22 protein-coding genes are annotated in these 23133 nt (G+C 70.4%); 7 read left to right on the forward strand and 15 right to left on the reverse strand.

Annotation, left to right across the window (positions count from 1 at the left end; all coding sequences use genetic code 11):
• Positions 1 to 71 precede the first annotated feature (71 nt).
• The 5 genes from ACWC1K_RS38245 to ACWC1K_RS38265 all read right to left on the reverse strand — a co-directional run bounded on the left by ACWC1K_RS38245 (position 72) and on the right by ACWC1K_RS38265 (position 5567).
• Complete coding sequence (locus ACWC1K_RS38245) at positions 72 to 890, reverse strand: hypothetical protein (protein WP_450837521.1); 819 nt, start codon at positions 888 to 890, stop codon at positions 72 to 74.
• A complete protein-coding gene (locus tag ACWC1K_RS38250; RefSeq protein WP_450837523.1) occupies positions 877 to 1923 on the reverse strand; it encodes a phosphotransferase in 1047 nt (348 codons plus the stop codon). Before ACWC1K_RS38250 ends, ACWC1K_RS38245 begins: the two co-directional genes overlap by 14 nt.
• 41 nt (positions 1924 to 1964) lie before the next feature.
• Positions 1965 to 3125, reverse strand: coding sequence for an acyl-CoA dehydrogenase family protein (locus ACWC1K_RS38255; RefSeq protein ID WP_450837525.1), 1161 nt, complete (start codon positions 3123 to 3125; stop codon positions 1965 to 1967).
• Between the two features lie 77 nt (positions 3126 to 3202).
• Positions 3203 to 4195, reverse strand: coding sequence for an aspartate/ornithine carbamoyltransferase family protein (locus ACWC1K_RS38260; protein ID WP_450837526.1), 993 nt, complete (start codon positions 4193 to 4195; stop codon positions 3203 to 3205).
• The gene (locus ACWC1K_RS38265; protein ID WP_450837528.1) at positions 4179 to 5567 is read right to left on the reverse strand and encodes an FAD-binding oxidoreductase; all 1389 of its coding nucleotides are present in this window, start codon (positions 5565 to 5567) and stop codon (positions 4179 to 4181) included. Before ACWC1K_RS38265 ends, ACWC1K_RS38260 begins: the two co-directional genes overlap by 17 nt.
• A gap of 436 nt (positions 5568 to 6003) precedes the next feature.
• On the opposite strand from ACWC1K_RS38265, the gene ACWC1K_RS38270 reads away from it, so the two are divergent.
• Positions 6004 to 7770 (forward strand): FAD-dependent oxidoreductase, encoded by a 1767-nt coding sequence (locus tag ACWC1K_RS38270; RefSeq protein WP_450837530.1) that lies wholly within the window; start codon positions 6004 to 6006, stop codon positions 7768 to 7770.
• A gap of 48 nt (positions 7771 to 7818) precedes the next feature.
• Here ACWC1K_RS38270 and ACWC1K_RS38275 read toward each other — a convergent pair whose 3' ends face one another.
• Positions 7819 to 8451: an O-methyltransferase gene (locus tag ACWC1K_RS38275; RefSeq protein ID WP_450837532.1), complete on the reverse strand. Its 633-nt coding sequence runs from the start codon at positions 8449 to 8451 to the stop codon at positions 7819 to 7821.
• Between the two features lie 166 nt (positions 8452 to 8617).
• Between ACWC1K_RS38275 and ACWC1K_RS38280 the strand changes: the two genes are divergently transcribed.
• Positions 8618 to 9145 carry a GNAT family N-acetyltransferase gene (locus tag ACWC1K_RS38280; protein WP_450837533.1) on the forward strand — a complete coding sequence of 176 codons (528 nt, stop codon included), beginning with the start codon at positions 8618 to 8620 and terminating at the stop codon, positions 9143 to 9145.
• Here the strand turns inward: ACWC1K_RS38280 and ACWC1K_RS38285 are convergent.
• From ACWC1K_RS38285 to asnB, 3 genes are read right to left on the reverse strand one after another with little or no spacing between them, the layout of a single operon-like run.
• Complete coding sequence (locus ACWC1K_RS38285; RefSeq protein WP_450837535.1) at positions 9127 to 10431, reverse strand: MFS transporter; 1305 nt, start codon at positions 10429 to 10431, stop codon at positions 9127 to 9129. The genes ACWC1K_RS38280 and ACWC1K_RS38285 overlap by 19 nt on opposite strands.
• Positions 10428 to 11528: a diiron oxygenase gene (locus tag ACWC1K_RS38290; protein WP_450837537.1), complete on the reverse strand. Its 1101-nt coding sequence runs from the start codon at positions 11526 to 11528 to the stop codon at positions 10428 to 10430. The genes ACWC1K_RS38285 and ACWC1K_RS38290 overlap by 4 nt, the downstream gene beginning before the upstream one ends.
• Entirely contained in the window at positions 11525 to 13690 is a 2166-nt protein-coding gene (gene asnB / locus ACWC1K_RS38295; protein WP_450837539.1) for an asparagine synthase (glutamine-hydrolyzing), read from the reverse strand. Before asnB ends, ACWC1K_RS38290 begins: the two co-directional genes overlap by 4 nt.
• Positions 13691 to 13989: 299 nt before the next feature.
• On the opposite strand from asnB, the gene ACWC1K_RS38300 reads away from it, so the two are divergent.
• Both ACWC1K_RS38300 and ACWC1K_RS38305 read left to right on the forward strand, forming a co-directional pair.
• Positions 13990 to 14775, forward strand: a complete 786-nt coding sequence (locus tag ACWC1K_RS38300; RefSeq protein ID WP_390695158.1) for a hypothetical protein — start codon at positions 13990 to 13992, stop codon at positions 14773 to 14775.
• Complete coding sequence (locus ACWC1K_RS38305) at positions 14772 to 15056, forward strand: PqqD family protein (RefSeq protein ID WP_450837540.1); 285 nt, start codon at positions 14772 to 14774, stop codon at positions 15054 to 15056. The genes ACWC1K_RS38300 and ACWC1K_RS38305 overlap by 4 nt, the downstream gene beginning before the upstream one ends.
• 46 nt (positions 15057 to 15102) lie before the next feature.
• Here ACWC1K_RS38305 and ACWC1K_RS38310 read toward each other — a convergent pair whose 3' ends face one another.
• The 6 genes from ACWC1K_RS38310 to ACWC1K_RS38335 form a co-directional block, all read right to left on the reverse strand.
• Positions 15103 to 15849 (reverse strand): response regulator transcription factor, encoded by a 747-nt coding sequence (locus tag ACWC1K_RS38310; protein ID WP_450837541.1) that lies wholly within the window; start codon positions 15847 to 15849, stop codon positions 15103 to 15105.
• A 6-nt stretch (positions 15850 to 15855) separates the two neighbouring features.
• Positions 15856 to 16110: an acyl carrier protein gene (locus ACWC1K_RS38315; RefSeq protein WP_266957258.1), complete on the reverse strand. Its 255-nt coding sequence runs from the start codon at positions 16108 to 16110 to the stop codon at positions 15856 to 15858.
• 74 nt (positions 16111 to 16184) lie between these two features.
• Positions 16185 to 16403 carry a hypothetical protein gene (locus ACWC1K_RS38320; protein WP_450837543.1) on the reverse strand — a complete coding sequence of 73 codons (219 nt, stop codon included), beginning with the start codon at positions 16401 to 16403 and terminating at the stop codon, positions 16185 to 16187.
• A 213-nt stretch (positions 16404 to 16616) separates the two neighbouring features.
• Positions 16617 to 17942: a lysine N(6)-hydroxylase/L-ornithine N(5)-oxygenase family protein gene (locus ACWC1K_RS38325; protein ID WP_450837545.1), complete on the reverse strand. Its 1326-nt coding sequence runs from the start codon at positions 17940 to 17942 to the stop codon at positions 16617 to 16619.
• A 65-nt stretch (positions 17943 to 18007) separates the two neighbouring features.
• Positions 18008 to 18850, reverse strand: a complete 843-nt coding sequence (gene ddaH / locus ACWC1K_RS38330; protein WP_450837546.1) for a dimethylargininase — start codon at positions 18848 to 18850, stop codon at positions 18008 to 18010.
• An 86-nt stretch (positions 18851 to 18936) separates the two neighbouring features.
• Positions 18937 to 20172, reverse strand: coding sequence for an arginine deiminase (locus tag ACWC1K_RS38335; protein ID WP_450837548.1), 1236 nt, complete (start codon positions 20170 to 20172; stop codon positions 18937 to 18939).
• 323 nt (positions 20173 to 20495) lie between these two features.
• Between ACWC1K_RS38335 and ACWC1K_RS38340 the strand changes: the two genes are divergently transcribed.
• The 3 genes from ACWC1K_RS38340 to ACWC1K_RS38350 all read left to right on the forward strand — a co-directional run bounded on the left by ACWC1K_RS38340 (position 20496) and on the right by ACWC1K_RS38350 (position 23130).
• The gene (locus ACWC1K_RS38340) at positions 20496 to 21149 is read left to right on the forward strand and encodes an FMN-binding negative transcriptional regulator (protein WP_450837550.1); all 654 of its coding nucleotides are present in this window, start codon (positions 20496 to 20498) and stop codon (positions 21147 to 21149) included.
• A 185-nt stretch (positions 21150 to 21334) separates the two neighbouring features.
• The gene (locus tag ACWC1K_RS38345; protein ID WP_450837551.1) at positions 21335 to 22342 is read left to right on the forward strand and encodes an ATP-binding cassette domain-containing protein; all 1008 of its coding nucleotides are present in this window, start codon (positions 21335 to 21337) and stop codon (positions 22340 to 22342) included.
• The gene (locus ACWC1K_RS38350; protein WP_450837552.1) at positions 22339 to 23130 is read left to right on the forward strand and encodes an ABC transporter permease; all 792 of its coding nucleotides are present in this window, start codon (positions 22339 to 22341) and stop codon (positions 23128 to 23130) included. The genes ACWC1K_RS38345 and ACWC1K_RS38350 overlap by 4 nt, the downstream gene beginning before the upstream one ends.
• Positions 23131 to 23133: the final 3 nt, after the last annotated feature.

Below are 23133 nucleotides of genomic sequence, written 5' to 3' on the forward strand. Positions count from 1 at the left end.
GCGGTGCACAGGGCACACGACGGGGGGGAAGGGCAGGGGCGGCGCCCCGGCCCGGTTGCGGAATCCGGGATTCAGGCCACGGTGGCGGAGCGGGCGGACGGGTCCGAGAGCGACGGGCAGCGACGCAGGACTCCGGCGTGGATCCGGTCCGCCTCCCGCAGGGCGGCCCGGATCGTGTCGGCGCCGCCCGCCGCGCACGGGCCCAGCCTCAGCAGGCGCAGGACGCGTGCCGTGTCGTCCGCGCCGATGGTCTCCTGGTGCAGGCGGAGCAGCCGTGGATGCCAGTGGCGCCTCGGGTTGGTCTCACCGGCCGTGGCGAGCAGGGCGGCGAGGAGTTCGACCCCGCATTCGCTCAGCATCCACCCGGCGTCCTCGACGTCCTCGTTCTCGAGCAGGCTCTCGGCCTGACGGCGCCGGGCGGCGAAGCGCCGCAGGTGGATCGCGGCGACGTACAGATGCAGCTGATCGAGCCCCAGCCGCTCCCGCCAGACGCGGGCCTCCGAGGCGCCGGCCAGGACGTCCCCGCGGCGCAGGTCGTGCAGCAGCTTGCGGGTCCCGAGGTCGAGGTGGGGGAAGTGCGCCCGTACGGCGGGCACCCGCAGGGCCAGGGCGAGGTGATCGACGGTCTCGGCGATCGCGGACAGCTCCTGGCTGGTCCAGAAACCCAGCCTGACCGGGTCGCCGCCGGCGACGCTGTAGGTGCCCCACCGCATGGCGCCGACCGTGGCGGTGACGCCCCCGGGCGGCTGCCCCGGGCCGATGAGCAGCAACTGGGGCGGCGCCCAGGGGTCACGCCCGTCGAAGGCGGGACCGACCGCGAGCAGGACGTCCGAAGGACGGACGAGGGGCACGATGTGCCGGGCCAGCAGTTTCGGGTCATCGCTGCGCATGGCCGCTCCCCACCCGTGCCGCCTCGCGCCGCGCCGTGACGTCCGTACCGATGCCGAGCGCCCGCAGGGCGCGGGTGGCCGGTTCCGCGCGGAGCCGGGCGAGCCCGGCCGTGGCGAAGCCCAGGCTGAGGCGGAAGACGGATCGTCCCAAGGGCTCGTGCGGGGACCGCTCGAAGACCCACGGCCTGCCGACGTCGTCGGGCGTCCACGAGGCGAGGTGGGGCACAAGACTCTCCGGGACGAGGGAGAGTCCGCTCAGGCCGTAGCGCAACAGGGCCAGGCAGCCCAGCAGTTCGAGCCGGGCCCTCTCGTCCTCGGTGGGAGGACGGCCGAAGTAGCGCACCAGGAAGGCGCCGGCCGCCCTCGGTGGGAGGCCGAGCGAGTCGAGGGCCGTGGCCACGTCGAAAAGGGGATCGCCGAGGCCGACGTGATCGAAGTCGATCAGCCAGCCGCGCCGGCCGTCGAAGAGCATGTTGCCCGGATTGAGGTCGTTGTGGCACAGGGTCTGCGGCACGGCGAGGCCGCGCAGACCGCTGCGGAGCGCGTCGAACGCGCGCAGTGCCTCACCGAAGAGCGCGAGCGTGGGAAACCGTTCCGTGAGCCGCAGCACGGTCTCGTTGGCGGCCCGGCGCTTGTCTGCGTACAGCCGGCTGGGGTCGTCCCACGCGAGGGAGTGCAGCCGCGCCAGCAGGTCCGCCACGGACAACGCCTGCCACCGGGCGGCCGGGCGCACCGGGTGGCCGTCCACCCGGTCCATCACCAGGACGCCCGTCTCGGCGTCGGCGTGCCGGACGGCCGGGCCGATGCCCTGCTCGCCGAGCAGCCGGGCGGCCCGGAACTCGGTGCGGACGGCCTCGCGTTCGCAGGCGCCGGCGTCGATGAGCCGTACCACGTACCGGTCCGGGAGGTCCGGCCAGCTCAGGGCATGGGCCTGTGCCCACGCCGTGGGAGTTTCGGGGAAGGGTTCGACGAGGGGTGGCACGCCTGGGTTCAGGACGTGCCCGATCGCTGCCAGTCTGCGGTCCTGGGACACGGGTTTCCTTCGTTCGTGAGGCGCGGGAGGTCGGCTGCGGTTCAGACGAACGCGGCTCCTGGTTCGTCACCGAGGAGGAGCTGGCCGCTCCATTCGAGGATGCGGTGCTGCCCCACGACGTGCTGGCACGCCGTGGTGCTGTCGCGGACCGCCCGGTCCAGGGGCGTCCTCGAACGATGGGTGGCGTCGCCGCCCACCAGGTCGTAGAGCGTGTGGGCGATGGTGCGGGCGCTGCGGAAGGCGTGATACCGGGCCAGGGCGGCGTCGGCGCGCTCCTTCTGCGTCGGCCGGCCGCCGGCGACGAGGCGCTCCCACACGGCTTCGACGGTCGCGTGGACGGCGGAGCGTGCCACGGTGAGCCGCATCTCGCACTCGGCCAGGACGGCCTGGACGTGGCGGGACGACCGCCACGGCACGCCGGGTCCCTCGAATCGCCCGTCCACGAGGCCGTGGACGTGCCCGATGGCGGCGCGGGCCAGACCGAGCGGGACACCCGGCATCTTCCTGACGACGGTGTCCGGGCGCCGGTACATCGGTTCGTCACGGCGGGGCTCGTCGAAGGAGAAGGTGTGCTCGGCGGGGACGAAGAGCTGCTCGGCCCGGTAGTCGCAACTGCCCGTACCCGCGAGGCCGGTGGTGTGCCAGGTGTCCTCGACGGCATAGCGGTCGGAAGGCGCCAGCACGATCCTGGTGACCGGATTCCCGGCCTCGTCCAGCAGCGGTTCGCCGTCGCGGTGGACGGTGCAGCCACCGGCGATGACGTCCGCGTGGGTGCAACCGCTGCCGAACCGCCAGTGCCCGTCCACGAGGTAGCCGCCGGCCGTCTCGTGCGCCACTCCGGCCGGGGCGATCCACCCCGCGGTGACGAGGTCGAGGCGGGGGTAGAGTTCCGCGGCCGCACCGGGAGTCAGATGCCCGGCGTAGATGCCCGAGTCCATTCCGATCATGACGCACCATCCGACGGCGGCGTCGGCGGCCGACACCTCCTCGATGAGCGCGATCTGCTCCATCGACGTCAGCTGGGGCCCGCCCCACGCGGCGGGCATCGTCGCCCGGAAGACGCCGCATCGGCGAAGGTCCTCCACCAGGTCGCGGGGCAGCCGGCGGGCGTTCTCGATCTCCTCGGAGCGCGCGGTGATGCGCGGCGCCAGAGCCCGCACCCGGCGCAGGATCTCGTCGAAGCCGATCGTCTCGGCGTCCACGGCTGCTTCTGGTTCTGCGACTGCGACTGCGACTGCTCGGGGCAACGCCGGTCCGGTCATGTCCGTCCTCGAAGTCCTCACCTGCGCATCACCAACTGTGTGAGTACGGCCATCCGCAGGTACATGGAGTCCTTGACCTGTTCGAAGTACAGGCCGCCCGGCGTTCCGTCCACGTCCGGGTGCAGTTCGTCCTTGCGCGGCCCCGGGTGCAGGACCAGCGCCCTGGATCCGACGGCGCGCATCTTGGCGGCGGTGATCCGGTAGGGCTCCGGGGTCACGTAGACGTGTGAACTCAGCGCGGACGGCTGGGTCTCCAGGGACGGGACGTCGATCGGCATCATCTCGACGACGTCCGCCTCGGCGAGCAGCTCGGTGACGTCGGAGCGGAACTCGTACGGCGTGCCGGACTCCTCCAGGACCGCCGCGAGGTCGGCCGGCAGCGTGGTGTGGGTGACCGCGTCGAGGCCCGCCATGATCAGGGGTGCCGCGGGCGGGACCAGGAACAGCAGCCGCTTCACCGGAAGGCGCGCGAGCAGGTGCACCAGTGAGCGCAGCACCCTGGTGCCGGGGTCGCCGACCAGGGCGACCACGGCTCCGTCCAGACCGCCCAGACGGCGCGTCATGGTCCAGATGTCGCTGAGTGCCTGCGTGGGATGCTCGTTGGAGCCGTCGCCACCGTTGACGACGGGGCAGACGGCGGCCTGCGCGGCCCTGCGGGCTGCTCCGGTGACGTAGTGCCGCAGCACCAGGGCGTCGCTGAGCTCGGAGACGACCCTGGCCGTGTCCTCCAGGCTCTCGCCGATGTAGTCGACGGAACGCGAAGTGCTGGGGTCGGCGAATCCCGTCACGCGCGCGCCCAGGCGGAGTGCGGCCGCCTCGAAACCGAGCCGGGTACGTGTGCTGGGCTGGAAGAACAGGGTGGCGACGATCGCGCCGTCGAGGAGGGTCTGCGCGTGCTTCGGGGGCGTCTCGCGCAGCCGTGCGGCCTCGGCGAGCAGTTGCCTCACATGGGCGGTGGACAGGTCGGCGGTGGCGACGAGGTGACGGGGAAAGTCATCGGTGAGCTGCATAGCGTCCCCCGGATATCAGGTGGTGGGGGTCGAGGAGGTCCTTGAGCCGGGCGAGCAGCTCCTCCAACTCCGGTTCGTCGCGCAGCTTGGCAGCCGCGTCCGCGTGGTCGATGTCGAGGCGGTACGGCAGGAAACCGGCCCCCGCGAAACGGTCGTGCAGTGCGTCGAGGAGCGCCTGGGCCCGCCGTGAGGTGGCGGTGTCCCGGGGGAAGCGGATGGACACGACCATGTCGACCCAGCCCCCGGGCATCAGGTTGAAGGTGTGGCCGACGACCATCCCGCTGCCCAGTTGCAGGGCCGCCGTGGCCAGCAGCTCGGCCGCCCTGCCCAGCGCCGCGCCGTTCAGCGGGAGCACAGGGGTGAAGAACAGCCAGCCCGCCGTCCCGCGGAGTTCGGTCTCCCGGACGGGAACCCGGAAGATGTCCTCGACCATGGCGTCGTTGGCGGTCGGATCACCGGCGTAGGCACGCAGGGTGGCGTGTTCGGCGATCGTCGTCCCGTGGTCGCCGGGCCCGTGGACGCGGGGCGGTGCGAACACCCCGGCCCGGGCCGCCCGTTCGGTGAGCACGTCGACCGCCGCGTCGACCATGCGCGCGGCACCGCCGATGTGCACGTAGGCGAAGTAGCCGGCGTCGGACGTCCCGCCGTAGGCGGCGGCCGCCTGTGAGCTGAAGACCTTGATCACTCCGGACGCCAGCCGGTCCGCCCGCACCCCGGCCAGGAACCGGGCCGCAGCCGGGAGGGCGGTGGCGGCGAAGGCCAGCCGCACCACGCGGAAGGTCTCGGGGCGGGGCATCAGACGTACGGCCGCCGCGGTGACCACTCCCATGCCCGACTGGACGAACAGTTCCGCGAGGCCGGGACCGACCCGGTGGGCGTAGGGGGCCGGCGCGACCCGGGGTCCCGGCCAGCGGCCGACGTGCACCACCCTGCCGTCGGCCAGGACCACTTCGAGCCCCAGGACGTCCTCGGTGCGCTGCCGGTGCAGGCCGACACCGCGGTCCAGCGCGTTGCCGACGACGCTGGTGTGGGAGGACGAGGCGGTGACGTTGAGCAGGTAGGGGCTGCCCTGGAGCCGCTCGGCCAGCATGCCCTGGGTGACGCCGGGTTCGACGACCGCGATGCCGTTGTCCAGGTCGAGTTCCCGGATGGCCGCGAGGCCCCGCAGTTCCATCAGGACGGCACCGTCGTCGGCCGGCTGGTCCGCGCCGAAGCCCCAGTTGAGACCTGTGCTGCAGGGCTGCACCCGGACGGCGTCCGGCCCGCGGTCGCCCGCGGCGAGGCTGCGCAGCAGCGAGCGGACCTCGTCGACGGAGGTGGGTGAGAGGACGGCATGGGCACCTCGGTCGCGGAATGCTCCACTACCCGCCATTTTGTCCTGTCGCCGCGGGGTGACCACGCGGCACCGGTCCGGCCCGGCTGCCGACAGGCATCTCGCCAGAACCTCTTCGTCCAATCCGCGCTGAATTAATGAGGAGTGGACGCGCATGATCTCAGCGTCCATTACGAGGTATGGAAAGTGGCATGGGAACGTCCTTCTGTATTTCTTCAGCGAGTTCCGACCGCTCTCGAACATAGCGGCTGACAGGTGAATGCGGAACTGAATGTCCTGTCGACGGGACACCGGTGCACCCCCGGTCGGGGCAGGTTGCCTGCTCCCGCCGCCCGCTGCCACGCTGGGCCCGCGCCGAGAGCGCGACTATTTCCGGGGTCGTTCGCGCGGAAAGGCATGTGCGCGGAATGACGCCGACGCTGTTTTCAGATGCGCAGCACATCAACACGTTTCGACGTTTCGACGGGAGTGGCGCATGCGAAGTGACGGGAATTTCGACACGGACGTCCTGGTCGTGGGCGGCGGTCCGGCCGGCGGCGCCGCCGCGCTGGCGCTGGCCACCTACGGCGTGGACACGGTGGTCATCGGCAAGCACGGCTGGGTCGCCGACAGCCCCCGCGCCCACATCACGAATCAGCGGACCATGGAGGTGCTGCGGGACCTCGGCGTCGAGGAGGAGGCCCTGTCGGTGGGCACCCCGCAACACCTGATGGGGGAGAGCGTCTTCTGCACCAGCCTCGCCGGTGAGGAGATAGCCCGCATTCGCACCTGGGGCACGGAGGACGAGCGGCTGACGGAGTACGCGGCCGCAAGTCCCTGCCCGATGCTCGATCTGCCGCAGCCGTACCTGGAGCCCGTGCTGATCGGCAACGCCGCCCGGCGTGGCGCGAAGGTCCGCTTCGACACCGAGTTCCTCGGCCTGGAGCAGGACGCGGACGGCGTCACCGCGCTGCTGCGCGACCGGCTGCGGGGGGACGAGTTCACTCTGCGCGCCCGCTACCTGATCGGCGCGGACGGTGGCCGCAGCCGGGTCGCACAGCAGATCGGCCTCCCCTTCGTCGGCGAGGAGGGCAAGGGGGGCAGCATGAACATCGTCTTCGAGGCCGACCTCACCCGCTACGTACAGCACCGGCCCGGCGTCCTGTACTGGGTGGTCCGCCCCGGCGAGGGAATCGGCGGCATCGGCATGGGCGCCCTGCGCATGGTCCGGCCCTGGAGCAGGTGGATGGCGGTGTGGGGATACGACATCAACGGCCCGGAGCCGGTCCTCGACCACGCGGAGGCCGAGCGGGTCGTGACCGGGCTTCTCGGCGACCCGGACATCGACGTCCGGATCGAGTCGACCTCGCTGTGGACCGTCAACGACATGTATGCGAAGGCCTATTCGGCCGGCCGGGTCTTCTGCGCCGGTGACGCGGTGCACCGGCACCCGCCGTCCAACGGCCTCGGTTCGAACACCTCGGTCCAGGACTCCTACAACCTGGCGTGGAAACTGGCACTCGTCCTGCGCGGCCAGGCCGGTCCGGGGCTCCTGGAGACCTACAGCGACGAACGGGCCCCGGTCGGCGAGCAGGTCGTCACCCGTGCCAATCGCAGCACGGGCGAGTTCGTCCCGCTCTTCGAGGCGCTGGGTCTGGGTGACGGCCTGGTGTCCGGCGACGCCGCGGCCGGTGTGCGCCGCGGCCGGCTGCCGACCGCCGAGGGCGCCCGGCGCAGACGGGAACTGGCCGAGGCCATGCAGCTCAAGCACTACGAGTTCAGCGCGCACGGCGTGGAGATGAACCAGCGTTACGTCTCATCGGCGGTGGTGCCCGACGCGGGCCCCGCCGAGGAGTGGCGCCGCGACCGCGACCTGTACGCGCAGCCGTCCATCCGGCCGGGGGCCAAACTGCCCCACGCGTGGCTCGTCGACACCGCGGGGCATCGTCTCTCCACCCTGGACCTGGTCGGAGGCGGGGGTTTCACCGTGGTGACGGGACTGGCGGGCGGGGCCTGGGCCGAGGCCGCGCGGGTGTGCGCGGCTGAGTTCGGCATCCCGTTGAAGGTGGTCCGGATCGACGAGGACGGCGCCCGTGACGTCTACGGCTCCTGGCAGCGGGTGACCGACGGCCTCGACGAGCGCGGCTGTCTGCTGGTCCGGCCCGACTGCGTCATCGCCTGGCGCTGTTCGACTCCCGTGGACGACCCCGCCGAGGCGATCGCCGGGCTTCGCGAGACGCTCCGGACGGTGCTGCACCGATGACGTCGCCCGCGGCCCCGCGGTGGGAGGGCGGGGCCGGGAGGCAGGGCGTCACGGCCTGCGGCGCGCGATGGTCATCCCGTCGGCGATCGGCAGCATGACGACATCGACGCGGTCGTCCTTGGCGAGCCTGTCGTTGAAATCGACGATGGCGTCGTCGACCTCACTGGACGGATTGAGCACCCGCCCCTTGCGGAAGACGTTGTCGAATACCAGGAGACCGCCGGGCCGGGTACGGACGACGAGTTCACTGAAGTAGTCCCAGTACCCGGTCTTCTCCGCGTCCACGAAAGAGAAATCCACCTGAGCGGTATTCGGCAGGGAACGCAGCGTCTCGATCGCCGGTGCTATGCGCAGGTCGATGCGGTCCTCGACGCCGGCGGCCTGCCACGCCTCCCGGGCGAGGGGGGTCCAGGTGTCGTCGACGTCGCAGCACAGCAACCTGCCGCCCGGCCGCAGGCCACGGGCTATCGCGAGCGCCGACATACCGGTGAACGTGCCGACCTCGACCGCGTTGTGCGCGCCCAGCGTCTGCACCAGCAGGGTCAGGAACGGGCTCTGCTCGGGAGCGGTCTGCCAGTGGGCGACGTCCGCGAACTCCTTGGTCCGCTCGGCGAGGCGCTCCTGGACGGCGTCGGGTCCGGTGCTGTGCGCCATCATGTACGCGTGAAGCTCTGCCGGCATCAGAAGAGTGCTTTGCCTCATGACTGTGGGCCTCTCTCGAAATGATGTGGGCGTCGATTTCGGGCGTCGCGACAACACTGTCATGTCATATTCCGCGGGACCAGATCAAGAGTTCGACGGAAAAGCGGCCTCCTTGCCGAATGAATTGAATGTTAATCTCCTCGGCATGCTCAGACTCATAGAGCCCACCACACGTTTGAGGACCTCCTGGACCGAGGCCCGGCAGGAGTGGGGCCCGGACGCTCATCAGGACGGCAGCGGACTGCGGCTGGCGGGGCCGGATCTCGACACCGCGGCGGGCTTCGGGGAGTGGGTGGAGCGCCTGCGGGCGCAGTCGGACCGGTCTCTGCCCATGCCGGAGGGCAGCGTGCACGCGACGCACCTGTGGATCGTCGAGGACTCCACCTATCTGGGGGCGATCGACGTACGGCACTATCTGAACGCCTTCCTGCTGGAGGGCGGAGGCAACATCGGCTACAGCGTCCGCCCCTCGGCCCGCCGGCGAGGACACGCCACCTGGGCCCTGGGCGCCGTCCTCCCCGAGGCGCGCCGACTGGGCCTGGACCGGGTCCTGTTGACCTGCGACGACGGCAACACTGCCTCCGCCCGCACGATAGAGGCGAACGGAGGCGTCCTGGAGGACGTCCGCACCACCCCGATCGGGGTGAAACGGCGTTACTGGATCACGCTTTGAGCCCGTGTCCGGGCCGCCTCCTGTGACAGGTCCCGTCGCTCGCGGATTGAGCTCGTCAGAAGGATGACGGGCCCCACGAAGGCGCACGCGCACACGAGCCAGAGCGCCGGACGCAGTCCCGCGGTCGCCGCCACCAGGCCGCTGAGGGCCGCGCCCACCGGAGACGCCCCCCACGAGACGAAGCGGACGGTCGCCATCACCCGCCCCAGCAGCTCCGGCGGTGACTCCGTCTGACGGTGCGTCCGGGTCACGATGCTGCCGATCACGACACCGCCGTTGAAGCCGGCGTTGCCGACCACGAAGAAGAGGGCGCTGCCGAACCCCACCGTCAGCGGCATGGCCAGGGCCAGTACGGCGCCGGTCAGTGAGGCCAGGACCAGGACGCGCGCGGTGCCGAACCGGGCGGCGAGCCGGGCGGCGGCGAAGGAGCCCACCAGAGCGCCGACCCCGTCGGCGGCGATCAGCAGCCCCACCATGAAGGGCGTCAGGTGCGCCTCGCGGACCAGATAGGTGGGCGTCAGCGCCACCAGGGCGCCGCACACGAAGTTCGTGGCGGTCGCCCACCACATGCACGGCCTCAGCACGGGGTGCCGGACGACGAACTCCCACCCCTCGCGGATCTGCCGGCGAAACCCCGCCCGGGCGGGCGAGGGAGACGTGGGGCGCGGCAGCTCGGGCAGGGTGCGCAGGGTCAGAGCCGAGACGAGATAGCTCACGGCGTCGACGCACAGGGCCCCCACCGGCCCGGACAACTGGACCAGCAGACCCCCGAGCGAGGGGCCGCCCGTCTGGGTCACGGCGAGGGTGCCCGACAGCAGACCGTTGCGTGCGGTCAGGTCCTTCTTGTCGACGACGGCCGGCAGGAAGGTGGCGTTGCCGACGTCGAAGACGACCGTCGCGAGTCCGACGGTCAGGGCCGCCACGACGAGGTGCGCGTAGGTCAGGTGTCCCAGCCACCACGCGAGGGGGATGGAGGCGAGCGCGACAAGCCGTATGAGGTCGGTGGCCACCTGGAGCCCGCGCAGCGGATACCGCTGGACGATGACGCCCGCGGGAAGCCCGAGGATCAGCCATCCGACCTGACCGGCGGCTGCCAGCAGACCGACCTGGGCCACCGACGCGCCGAGAACGGTCACGGCCACCAGCGGCAGAGCGACCAGGGTGACGGCCGAGCCGACCCCGCTCACGGTCGTCGCTGTCCAGAAACGCCAGAACGACGAGAACGACGAGGACGACGAGGACGACGAGGACGACCGCGTCGTCCTCCCGGTGAGCGCAGCGGTCATGACCGCGTCCCTTCCCGTGGGTCGGTGTCCGGTTCCGCCTCACCCGCGAGCAGCCCCGCTGCCGTGAAGGCGTACCGCGTGCGGCTGTCGTCGAGGGCCCCGACCTCCGTGAAGTACCGGACGGCGGGTGCCGCCGACTGCGCGATGGAGAGCGTCAGTTCGTGCTCCGGCCAGGATTCGGTGACGACCTGGACGATCTCGTCGTCCGAGAGTCCGACGGCCGCGAGCCGGGTCGCCACCTGCGTGTGGTCGGGGGTGAGGAACGCCTGGATGATCGCCGGCACATGGGGTCCGACGGCGCGTCGCTCGCGGAGGGTCAGCGCCGGCCACAGATGCCGGAGCACCGAGCGGAAGTAGACGTGGTGGCGTCCCTCGTCCTCGGCGTGGTCACGGACCAGTTCGCGCACGGGACGGGGCAGCCTCTCGTCCCGCGGGAGCTCCGACAGGATGCCGGAGATCAGCGTCTCGCTGACGATCGAGAAGACCAGCGCCTCCAGCCCCGCGACCTCCGGGGGCAGTTGGGCGGCGATCTCGTCCAACCGCCGTACGAACGCCGGGACTCCGCCCCCTCCCCCGGGCACCCCGGTGACGCGTTCGAGCTCCTGGGTGAAGTCGTAGGAGAACTGCGCGTGCCACGCCTCGTCGGTGACGATCTTGAAGGCGTCGGCCTGCATCTGCCGCGGCAGGATGAGGCCGGAGGCGCCGCGGGCGATCTTCGCCGCCACCGGGATGACCGCGAGGTTCTCCAGTTCGGTGGTGAAGTCGAGGTAGTCGTACAGCCGTTGCAGCAGCAGCATCCGCACGGTGGCCGGCCCCCGCGCGACCACGAGGGGATGGGACACCACGGGATACAGCTCGGGCGGGAAGTAGAGGTCGGCCGGATCCACCGGACGGCGCTGCGGCTTGCGGCGCACGCCGGCCAGGTCGTCCCATCGGCCGAAGCGGCTGGCGTAGGTGCTCAGCACCGGTCTGGCCGCCGCCGTGCCCGGCACCAGCTGTTCGCGCGCCAGTCGCTGGTAGGTGCCGCCCGGCGCGGCCGGCAGCCGGGACACGCTCGCGCCCTCCGCCGGCAGGGCCGCGCGGCTCGCCCCGCTCATGACGCCCAGCCGAGCAGTCGCTGGCCGAGGAGCTCGTCCAGCTCGGGGCGGACCTCGTCCAGATCCGCTCCGGCGGCCTCCAGGGCGCCGCCGAGCGACGCCGAGTCCTCCAGTCGGCGCAGGACCCGCAGGACCGGCGAGTCGTCCTCGAAGACGTACTCGATCTGCCCCTCCCGGAGCAGGAACCAGGCGCCCGCGTCGTCGGTGAGCAGGGTGGCGTCACCGGCGAGCCTGAGGACACCGTCCCCTTCGAAGCCACGGACCGGGGCGAACAGTTCGCCGGCGTCCGCCACCGGGCCGCCCAGCGAGGACAGGACCGTGCCCGCCGAAAGGTCGCCGAGCCGGGGCGGTTTCGCCGCCATTTCGGCCAGCAGCCCCGTGTTGACGACCCGCAGCAGGATCTCGACCTGCGGGTTGTCCGTGTCGCCGTCGCCCAGGGCGTCGAGCCTGCGCCGTACGGCGTCCGCGTCGAGGAAGACGTCCGCGCCCGGGGCCGAGAGCGCGCGTTCCACGAGATGGCAGTCGTCCGCGCGCAGCAGGCGGACGAGCATGCGATAGGCGTGCCGGGTACCCGTGCCGTAGAAGAACGGTCCCTTGGGGCGCTGGGCGATCCTTTCGGGCATGCGCGAGGTCATGGCGTCGCGCAGGATGCGCTTGTCCCACAGCAGACGCGGCCGCAGCCGGTCCGGAACGGTCGCGACGAGCTCGACCAGCCGGTGGTCGAGGAAGGGCACCCGGGCCTCGATGCCGCTCCCGGCGGCCGTCCGGTCCTCGTGCCACACGTTGTACTGCTGCACCTTGCGGTACTCGGACTCGACATACGCCCGGTACACGTCCTCGCCCCGGCGGTCGCTGCCCCCCTCCAGCGCGGACAGCGCGATCAGCGACTCGCCGCCGGTCCACCAGCGGGCCAGTGCGGGATCGCGCTCCAGCCGCGTCTCGCGGTCGAGGTAGGCCAGGCCGTCCAGGAAGGACTGCCAGTCGCCCTCGCCGAGGACGTCGCGCGAGTACCCGCCGTTGAACTCGTCGCTGGCCGCGCCCAGCAGCATCCCGCGCAGCTCCGGCCGCTCCTGGCGCGCGAACCGGTGCAGCTCGTGCTTGTAATAGGCCTCGGGGCCGCACAGCGGTGTCTCGGTGAGCCACAGCAGCCGCAGCCATTCCTCGGGCGACGGCGCGTGGTCGCGTGGGAACACCACCTGGTGGTTGGGCACCCCGAGCTCGCGCGCGATCCACTGAGCGTTCTCGGCGTCGCCGTTGTCGTGGGTACCGCCGGTCAGGGCGGTGAAGGTGTGCAGGGTGTCGAGGCGCTCGGCGGCGAGCGCCAGGACCGCGCCGGAGTCGATCCCGCCGGAGAGGAACAGACCGAGTTCCGTGTCGGCGGTGGCACATTCCGCCACCGACGCCTCGAGCAGTTCACCGTAGCGGCCGATCAGGGCCTCGGCGTCGGCGTCCTCGTCCGGTTCGGTCGGCAGCTCCCAGTAGCGGTGCTCGGTGGTCCGGCCGTCGCGCAGGTCGATGCGCAGGACCGTGGCGGCCGGGACGCTCTCGACGCCCTCGAACCACGTGCACATGTCGGGCTCCGCGAAACGCGGCGAAGCCGGCAGCATCGCCACCGACAGGGAGCGCGCCCAGTCGAAGCCCCGGGGAGTGGCCGGGTCGGCGAACAGGCCCTTGATCTCCGACGACAGCACGATGCGCCGGCCGTCGCGCTGGTAGTAGAGGGGTTTGACACCGAATCGGTCCCGGGCGAGGATCAGTTGACCGTTGGTCCGGTCCCACAGAATGACACCGAACATGCCGCGCACGTCACGCAGGAAGTCCATTCCGCGCTGCCGGTAGAGGTGGAGCAGCACCTCGCAGTCCGATCCCGTGCGGAGACGGGCACCGCCCGGCAGGCCGGCGGCCAGTTCCCTGTGGTTGTACACCTCGCCGTTGGCGATGAGCACCAGGGAGCCGTCGTCACTGACCAGCGGCTGGCCACCGCCCGCCGGGTCCACGAGGGAAAGCCGGGTGAAAGCCATGCCGACGGGCCCGTCACGCATCAGCTCCCGGTCGTCGGGACCTCGGTGGTCCAGGATTTCCGCCATCTCATGGAGCACGGAGTCCGTCTCCGGCCCCAGCTCCCGGCCGTCGAGCCGGGCTACGCACGCAATGCCGCACATCGAATCTCCTCAGCCTGTCGGCGTGTTCGAGGAACGCCGAAAAACAAATGTGGGTGGGCGATCCCTCGAAGGGATCGCCCACCCACAGGTAGAATCAGGTGTTGCTCTTCAGGACCGAGCTCTGCTTGACGCTCTTCGCAGACGGCTTGATGTACTTCTTCATGGGGAACTCCTCCGCTTGGTGGGCCTTCCGGTGAGCACCGGTTGTGTTGATAAAACTAGTCACCCGACTTTTCGATCCGTTATCGATCGGACTTCGCCGACTGCGCCCCTCATTTACGAATCGGGAGAGGCCGAAAATGCAGCAGATCAGCACCGAGGAATGGCTTGAGCCACTGCGCCGGAGAGAATTGATACCGGAGGACTGCCTGGCGGCGGTGGTCGTGGGATCAGCCGCTCGGGGGTGGAACAACGCGCGCAGCGACAACGACGTGTACGTCATCACCACACGTGCATGGGACACCCCCACCAGCAGGCCGATCCCGATGCCCCTGGATCCGCCCGGCGTGCAGAGCGAGACGTTCCACGAGGACGGCCGGCGCTGGGAGGTGACGTACTGGCTCGACAGCCAGATCGACCAACTGCTCGCCAAGGTCTCCTGGGAGGCGTACGAGCGCGATCTGGCCGGAGAGGCACTGACGCCCCGCGAGGAGGTCTCGCTGGGACGCATGGCCAACTGTCTGACGCTGCTGGGTCAGCACTGGGTGGAGGGGTGCCGGAGGCGTCTCGCGGACTCCGCCTTCAAGTCCTTCCTGGTCGTCCGGTCGCTGAACCTCGCGGACGACGCCGTCGAGGACGCTCTGGGCCAGCTGGAGGACGGAAATCCGGAGAGCGCGACCATCTCCGCACGGCGGGCCTTCGGCCACGCCGTGGACGCGCTGCTCGAAAGCCACGGCGAGTTCGGCAGTCACATGCCCAAGTGGCGGCCCACCCGGCTGCGTGTGGTGGCGCCCGAGTTCCTCAGCTTCGAGCGGTACTGGTCCCTGGAGACCATGCGGAGCTACGACGCCGCCGACCCGAAACCCTGGATCAGGGAAGTCCTCGGCCTGTGCCAGGACATCTCCCTGCGAGTGGAGACGCCGTGACCGACGACGCCCCGCCCATCGCCCCTCGTGACGTGCCCCGCCGCGTGCTCGGCATCCGTGTCCGCCGTTCGGGCGAGGACCTGCTGCTCGGTTTCGCCGACCAGGCCCTGCTGCTCGACGGTTCCGCGGCACTCGTCTACGCGAACGCCGACGGCACCCGCAGCGTCGGTGACGTCGCGCGGGTGCTGGTGGATCAGTACGGCATCGACGAGGAGGAGGCCCTCGCCGACGTGACCGCGTTCCTGGCCGACCTGACCGCCCGGAACATCATCGAGTGGTAGCCGGACGGCACGGGCCGCCCGGCTGCCACGGCGCGGGTACGGGGTCTCAGGCCACGCTCGTCAGATGGCGGTGCCTGGGGTCCGGTTGGCCGACGGCGGGGACGGGCACGGGCGCCTGCCGGTCCGAGAGGTAGCGCAGCACGGCGAGCACCCGGCGGTTGTCGCTCGGGCTGCCGGGAATGTCGAGCTTGTCGAAGACCGACGCGACCCGTTTCTCTACGGTGCCCTGGGAGACGACGAGTTGCTCGGCTATGGCGCTGTTGGTGCGGCCCTGCGCCATCAGCGCCAGGACCTCGGACTCCCGCTCGCTGAGCACGTCGAGCCCTCCCCCGCGCCTGGCACGCCGCTCCTCGCGGCTCGTGCGGGTCGTACCCACCGCGAGCGCCCTGACCATACGGGGGTCGACGACCGTGCCGCCCTCCGCGATCCGGGTGAGCGTGTCCACCAACTCGTCGGAGTCCGTCATACGGTCCTGGAGCAGATACGCGAGACCCGCACCGTCACCCGCGAACAGCCGGGCGACGTGCTCGGGTTCGGGGGCCGCCGAGAAGAGCAGGACGCCGCATCCCGGCTGCCGGCGCCGCATGTCCAGGGCGGCGTCCACGCCCTCGTCGCTCCAGGTCGGCGCGAGGCGGACGTTGGTGATCAGCACGTCGGGGCGGTGCATGGCGACCAGCGCGGGCAGCACCCGGACGTCGTGGACGGCCGCGGCGAGTTTGTGGCCCTGGGCGCCGAGCACGTGTGCCAGCCCGGCCCTGAGGATCGCGGAGCCCTCGGCGATGACAAGACGCATGGCGGATCACTTCCTCTGCCCGGCATCCGGGCCGCGCCGCTCGAGGAGGTCCGCCATCTGGGCCAGGGTGGGGGTGCGGGCGAACTCGGCGACGGACAGGCGGCGCTCCAGCGCCACCACCAGCCGGGCCGCGGCCCGTGAGGTCCCGCCGATCTCGAAGAAGTTGTCGCCGCGTCGGATCCGCTCGACCGGAACGCCGAGCGCCTCGGCCCACAGGGCCGCCAGCTTCCGCTCGTATCCGTACTCCACGCCACCGGTCATGTGCGTCGCCTCCACTGGGAATGTCCTGTGGGCACGACGCTAGGGAACGGCTTTATCGAAGGAGTATCGGTGCGTCAGTCCACGCCCTCCAGAAGCCGCTGCAGCGCCCCCACCCGGCGGCCCAGTTCGGCCACCTCGGAGTGCAGCTCCCGCTGCCGCTGCGCGGCGGCACGCTCGGCGGCGCCGCGTTCCCGTGTCCAGTTCGTCGAGACCCAGACGAGCCCCGTGGCGAGCAGCGCCGTCGCGCTCAGCATCACCGCGCCGGCAACCATCGCGTCTGCCGTGGATTCCATTGTGCCGCCCTCCCTCTGGGCCCCGACGGCCCCTTCGAAATGTGCAGGATGCCAATGAAGTTACGCGGCTTCGGGCGGGCGCACCATGGAGGAAAACCTCCGTGTTCGGCGCGCTGCTTTCCTCCTGCATTCGGCTTCGCATTTCTGTTTCGGGCACGCCCGTGGGCCCCGGGGACGAATCCCAGGGGCTCACGGGTCCGGGTGCGCCGGTGATTACGCCGCGGCCGTGGCGCTCGCCATTCCGCGTTCCGCGCGTTCCTTGATGATGGCGTCGACTATTTCGCCGCTGCGCACGGCGATGTTCGACAGGAGCGACGACGTCAGACCGTGCGTGTGCTCGGTGCCGCCCTGGAGGTAGATGCCGCAGGACAGTTCCGGCGTGGTGACCAGCCGGTAGTCGCGGGTCACCCGGTGCCGGCCCGACTCGTCGCGCAGGCAGTAGCGGTCCAGGTCACCGAGCAGCTCCGTCGGGTCCAACGGGTCGTAGCCGGTGGCGAAGACGACCATGTCGACGCCGAGTTCCCGCTGGGCACCGTCCAGCCGGCGCAGCTGCATGCGTGCGGTGTGCCCGTCCCTCGTCACGGACGTCACCTTCGTCAGGTTGTGGAAGTGCATCCGCCTGGCGCCGGACACCTCCTCGTCGTAGGCGATCTGGTAGAGCTCCCCGATGTCGCTGTTGTCCACCACCCCGTAGTTGGTGTTGCGGTGGTAGCGCCAGAACGCCTCGCGGGTGACCTCCTCGCCGAAGTAGTAGTCGTCGACCGCCTCGGCGTCGAAGATCTGGTTGGCGAAGGGCGTGTCGTCCGCGACGGAGTAGCCGTACGACGGGAAGACCGCGTGCACCTGGGCGTGCGGCAGCCGCGCGTGGAGGAACTTGGTGATCTCCACCGCGCTCTGGCCGGCGCCGACCACGGCCACACTCTTCAGCTGCGCGGGGTTCGCCAGGCCGTACCGGGTCAGGAACTCCGAGCTGTGCCAGACCCGTTCGTCGCGCACGACGCCGTCGGGCATGCGCGGTCGCAGACCCGTCGAGACGACGATGTTGCGGGCGTTCACCGTGCGGGTGGTGCCGCGCACGGTGTCGCCTATCTCGAGCTCCAGGTGGTCGATGGCACCGGGCGCGGTGCCCGGCGGCCGCCGCACGGCGAGCACGGCCGAGTTGTAGGTGACCTGGTTGGTCAGATGCGACTCCGCCCATTCCAGGTACTGGTGGAATTCCTGGCGGGTCGGGAAGAAGTTCTTGCGGTTGACGAACTGCGCGAGCCGGCCCTGCGCGTGCAGGAACGAGACGAAACTGAACCGCGATGCCGGATTCCGGAAGGTGACCAGATCCTTCAGGAAGGAGATCTGCATGGTCGCCGACGGCAGCAGCATGTTCCGGTGCCAGCCGAACTTCGGCTGGCGTTCGAAGAAGGCGGAGGTGACCGGGTCGGTCAGCACATTGGCGTGATGCTCCTCCAGGGAGATGGCGAGCGACAGATTGGACGGGCCGAATCCGACGCCCACCACATCGTAGGTGTGACTTTCGCGAGTACTCATGGATGGTCTCCCGCTGGTGTTCCTGTGATTTGGACGGGACTCGGCGCCCCCGTCGCCGGGTGGAATCAGGCCTGGACCTGGTGGCGGATCTCCAACGTGCAGCACTTCACGCTGCCGCCCGCCTTGAGCAGTTCGGACAGATCGACCCCGATCGGCTCGAACCCGCGACTGCGCAGCTGCGCGGCGAGTCCGGTCGCCGTGTCGGGCAGGAACACGTGCAGCCCGTCGGAGACCGCGTTGAGCCCGAACGCCTCCGCGTCGGCCTCCTCCGCGACGACCGCGTCGGGGTAGAGCTCGCGCAGCGTGGCGAGGCTGTCCGCGGAGAAGGCCCCGGGGTAGTACATGACCTCGGTGTCGGAGAGCACGGCGAGCGCCGTGTCCAGGTGGTAGAAGCGCGGGTCGGTCAGGGTGAGCGTGACCACCTCGCAGCCGAGGGCCTCCCGCAGCTCGGCGTGGGCCCGCGGGTCGGTGCGGAACCCCGTGCCGGCCAGGATGGTGCGGCCCACCACCATGTAGTCGCCCTCGGCCTCGTTGACGTAGGTGGCGGTGTGGAGGTCGCGGTAGCCGCGGGAGGCGAACCACTCCCGGTGGGCCGCCGCCTCGGCGGCCCGTTCGGCATGGCGGAACCTGGCCACCAGCACGCGGTCGTCGACGACGGTCGCGCCGTTGGCGGAGAAGACCATGTCGGGCAGGCCCTCGACGGGCTCGATGAGGTCGACGGCGTGGCCGTACTCGAGGTACAGCCTTCTCAGGCCGTCCCACTGCTCGATCGCCAGGTCGGTGTCGACGGGCTTGGCGGCGTTCATCCAGGGGTTGATCTCGTACGTGACGTCGAAGTGGGTGGGACGGCACATGAGGTAGTGCCGACGGGTGGCCTGGCGTACGGCCGGCAGCGCGGTGGTGAGCAACGGAGGATCCCTCTCTGTCTGTGAAGCAGGCGGTCGGTGGACCGATGGACGGATGGACCGGTGGACGGATGGACCGGTCGCCCGGGTCAGGCGGCGGCGCGCTCGATGGGGCAGCTCATGCAGCGCGGGCCGCCGCGGCCCCGGCCGAGCTGGTCGCCCCTGATGCGCAGCACTTCGATGCCGTTCTCCTCGAGCATCCGGTTGCTGTTCTCGTTGACCTCGTAGGCGATGACGGTGCCGGGTGCGACGGCCAGGAGGTTGCAGCCGTCGTTCCACTGCTCGCGCTCGGCCGCACTGGTGTCCTGTTCGGTCTGCAGGACCCGCACCGAGGGCAGGCCGAGCGCGGCGGCGATCTCGGCGAAGAAGTCGTCGTTCTCGGTGACGGCGAGCCCCTGACGGGCCGCGGGCAGAAGCGTCCAGGACCTGAGCGCGCGGCGGTCGAGGCCGGTGAAGAGAGTGAAGGCGTCCCTGTCCACCATGGTCATCACGGTGTCCAGGTGCATGAAGGCGCGGGCCTTGGGCAGCTGTACGGCGATCACCCGCCGGGCGGAACCCGCGTCGAAGAGCCGGCGGGCCAGGATCTCCACGGCGGCCGGGGTGGTGCGCTCGCCCAGGCCGACCAGAACGGTGCCGTTGCCGATGACCTCCACGTCGCCGCCCTCGATCGCGGCCGGCGCCATGGCCTCGCCGTCGATCCAGCGCTTCGCGCCCTGGTCCGCGAACATCGGATGGAACCGGTAGATCGCCTCGTAGTTGACCGTCTCGCGCATGCGGCCGGCCTTGCGCATCGGGTTGACCGAGACGCCGTCGTACACCCAGCAGCTCGTGTCGCGGGTGAACAAGGAGTTGGGCAGCGGCGCAAGGACGAAGTCGCCGTCGGCCAGCAGATCGAGTCCCAGGGACCGGCCGCCGGTGCGACCCTCCCCCAGCGCCTCGGTCAGCTCGCGCTTGGTCAGTCCGCCGAGCAGGTGAGTGGCCAGGTCCTCCGGCCCCATCGCGGCGAGCAGCCGGCGGGTCGTCCCGGCCAGCGTGGCACCCAGATGGGGCTGCCGTTCGTCCAGGACGCGGTCGAGTACGAAGGCCACGGCCTCCTCGTGCTTGACCGTCTCGGCGAGCAGGCCGTGCAGGAGATGGACCGTCACTCCCCGGTCGCGGAAGAGCTGCTGGAAGAGTCGGTGCTCCTCCTGCGCACGGGAGATCCAGACGACGTCGTCGAAGAGCAGCGCGTCCTTGTTGCTCGGCGTCAGCCGCTCCAGGTCCAGTCCGGGCTCGTGCAGGATGACCTGTTTCAGCTCACCGACCTCAGAATTCACATGGAACATGCTCTCTCCTGACCTCGATCCGGGGCAGTGACCACTCGGCGAACGACGTTATTCGCGCGGGTTTCCCTTTCGTTATCGAACCTTTTTCAGCCAAAGCTCCCGGCCGGTTCCCGGCGCATCACGTTGGGCACCGTCGAACATCGGCCAGGCGTATATCGCAAGGCCGGTTCCGAATGACCCGCACGTGGGACGCCTCGGACAGCCGTTTGCCGAAGCCCGATCGATAACGCATCGAAAGAACGCGTGGCTAGTTTTCTCGGCATACCGAACAGGACACCCACCGAGAAACACATCCACGCCGAAGTCGAGAGGGCGGTACCCCGATGTTCGTTCCTCCGCTGTACCGCGAACCAGACGCCTCCTGGATGCTCGAACTGATCCGCCGCAATCCGCTGGCGATGATGGTGAGCAACGGCACGGAGGCCGAGGGCCCGTTCGCCACGCACCTGCCGGTGATTCCGGATCCGCGCACGACCGGCGAGCCGGCCGCGGGCCTGGCGGGCACCACGCTGCTCGGGCACATGAACAGGGCCAACCCGCACTGGGCCGCGCTCAGGGCCGGCGCCACCGTGCTGCTGACCTTCACCGGGCCGCACTCCTATGTGTCGCCGACGCTCTACGAGGTCTCGCCGGCCGCTCCGACCTGGAACTTCACCGCGGTGCACGCACGCGGCACCATCGAGAAGCTCGACGAGGGCATGCCGGACGAGGACACGTTGCGCGTGGTGACCTCCACCGTGCGGGCCTTCGAGGACCGGTTCGGCACGGGCTGGGACATGTCCGAGTCCATCGGTTACTTCCGCGAGATCATGCCGGCCGTCGGAGCCTTCCGGTTCACCGTCTCCAGTGCCGACGCGATGTTCAAGCTCAGCCAGGAGAAGACGCCCGACATCCGGGACCGGGTTGAGCTGTCCTTCCGTGAGAGCCCATGCGGCCACCGCCGTGCGACCGCCGAACTGATGGAGCAGTTGCCATGATTCCCGTTCATCTGGACCTGGCGGTCCGTGAATTGTCCCGGGTCACCGCCACATACCTTTCCATAGCCCTGCGCAAGGCAGTACGACGCATGTCGCGAACAGGAACTCCGCCGCCCCGGCGGCCGGTCACGACTTCCCTTCGCAATACGGGCTGACACACGATCGCAATTTCCAGGAGGAAAGCCATGACGGCTGGCCGGGCCAGAGCGTCCCAGGGCCCCAGGACGGGCGCGGCCATCACGGCCAGGGGACTGCGCAAGACGTACGGGGAACACCACGTGCTCGACGGGGTGGACCTGTCCATCCCCGAGGGCTCGGTGTTCTCGCTGCTCGGTCCGAACGGGGCGGGCAAGACCACCACCGTGAAGATCCTCTCCACCTTGACCGAGCCGGACTCCGGAGAGGTGACGGTCCTCGGGCACGACCTGGCCGCGGATCCCGACGGGGTAAGGGCGAGCATCGGGGTGACCGGGCAGTTCTCGGCGGTCGACCCGTTCCTGAACGCGGCGGAGAACCTGGCGCTGATGGGCCGCCTGTGGCACCTGGACCGCAAGGTCGCACGGGAGCGGTGCGAGCGGCTGCTCGAGCAGTTCGACCTGACCGGGGCCGGCCGGAAGCCGGTGGTCACCTTCTCCGGCGGTATGAAGCGACGCCTGGACCTGGCGATGACCCTGGTCGGCGCCCCCCGCGTGATCTTCCTGGACGAGCCCACCACCGGCCTCGACCCCCGGGTGCGCCGCACCATGTGGGACCTGATCCGCGACCTGGTCGCCGACGGCGTCACCATCTTCCTGACCACCCAGTACCTGGAGGAGGCCGACCAGCTCGCCGACCGGATCGCCGTCCTCAACGGCGGCCGCCTGGTCGCCCAGGGCACCCCCGAGGAGCTCAAGCGACGTATCCCCGGCGGCAGCATCGACCTGCGGTTCACCACCGAGCACAGCCTGGCCACCGCCGAGCGCGCCCTGGCCGGCCTCCCGCTCACCCGTGACGACGACGCCCTCACCCTGCGCCTGCCCAGCGACGGCAGCGCCGCCTCCGTGCAGCTCGTCCTGGGCCGCCTGGACGTGGCCACCGTGGACGAACTGGCCCTGAGGACCCCCGATCTGGACGACGTCTTCCTCGCCCTCACCGGCCGCGGCACGGCCGACGCCGACCCCAGCCCCGCCGACCGGAAGAAGGTCCCGGCATGAGCACCGCCAGCCACGCGGTCGCCGACTCCGTCACCCTCCTGCGCCGCAACATCAGGAACCAGCTGCGGTACCCGACCACCACGCTCTCCGTCATCGGCATCCCGGTGCTGTTCCTGCTGCTGTTCGTCGAGGTGTTCGGCAACGTCCTGGGCAAGGGCGTTGCCGCCCTGCCGAGCGGCAACGACGACTACGTCAACTACGTGCTGCCCGGTCTGATCGTCATGACCGCCGCCACCGGCATGATCGGCACCGCCGTCTCCACCAGCATCGACATGACCGAGGGCATCATCGCCCGGTTCAAGACGATGGCCATCTTCCGTCCGGCCATCCTCATCGCCCGCGCCACCTCGAGCGTCGTCCAGACCCTGGCCTCCATGGCCGCCGTCCTCGCCGTCGGCTGCCTCATGGGCTTCCGTTCGAACGCCACCCCGCTCGAATGGCTCGCCGTCCTCGGGCTGCTCACCGCCCTGAGTTTCTCCCTGACCTGGCTCGGCGTCGGTGTCGGTCTGGCCGCCAAGACCCTCGACGCCGCCTCCAACGCGCCCTTCCCGCTGATCCTGCTCCCCTTCGTGGGCTCCGGCATCGTCCCCACCGACACCATGCCGGCCGGCCTGCGTCACTTCGCCGAGTACCAGCCCTTCACGCCCGTGATCGAGACCCTCCGCGGCCTGCTGTTCGGCACCGCGATCGGCAACAGCGGGTACGTCGCCGCCGCCTGGTGCGCCGGCGTCACCGTCCTCGGCTTCAGCTGGTCCCTCAAGCACTTCAACAAGGACCGCACCCACTGAAGC

It is taken from the genome of Streptomyces sp. NPDC001492 (assembly GCF_053597275.1).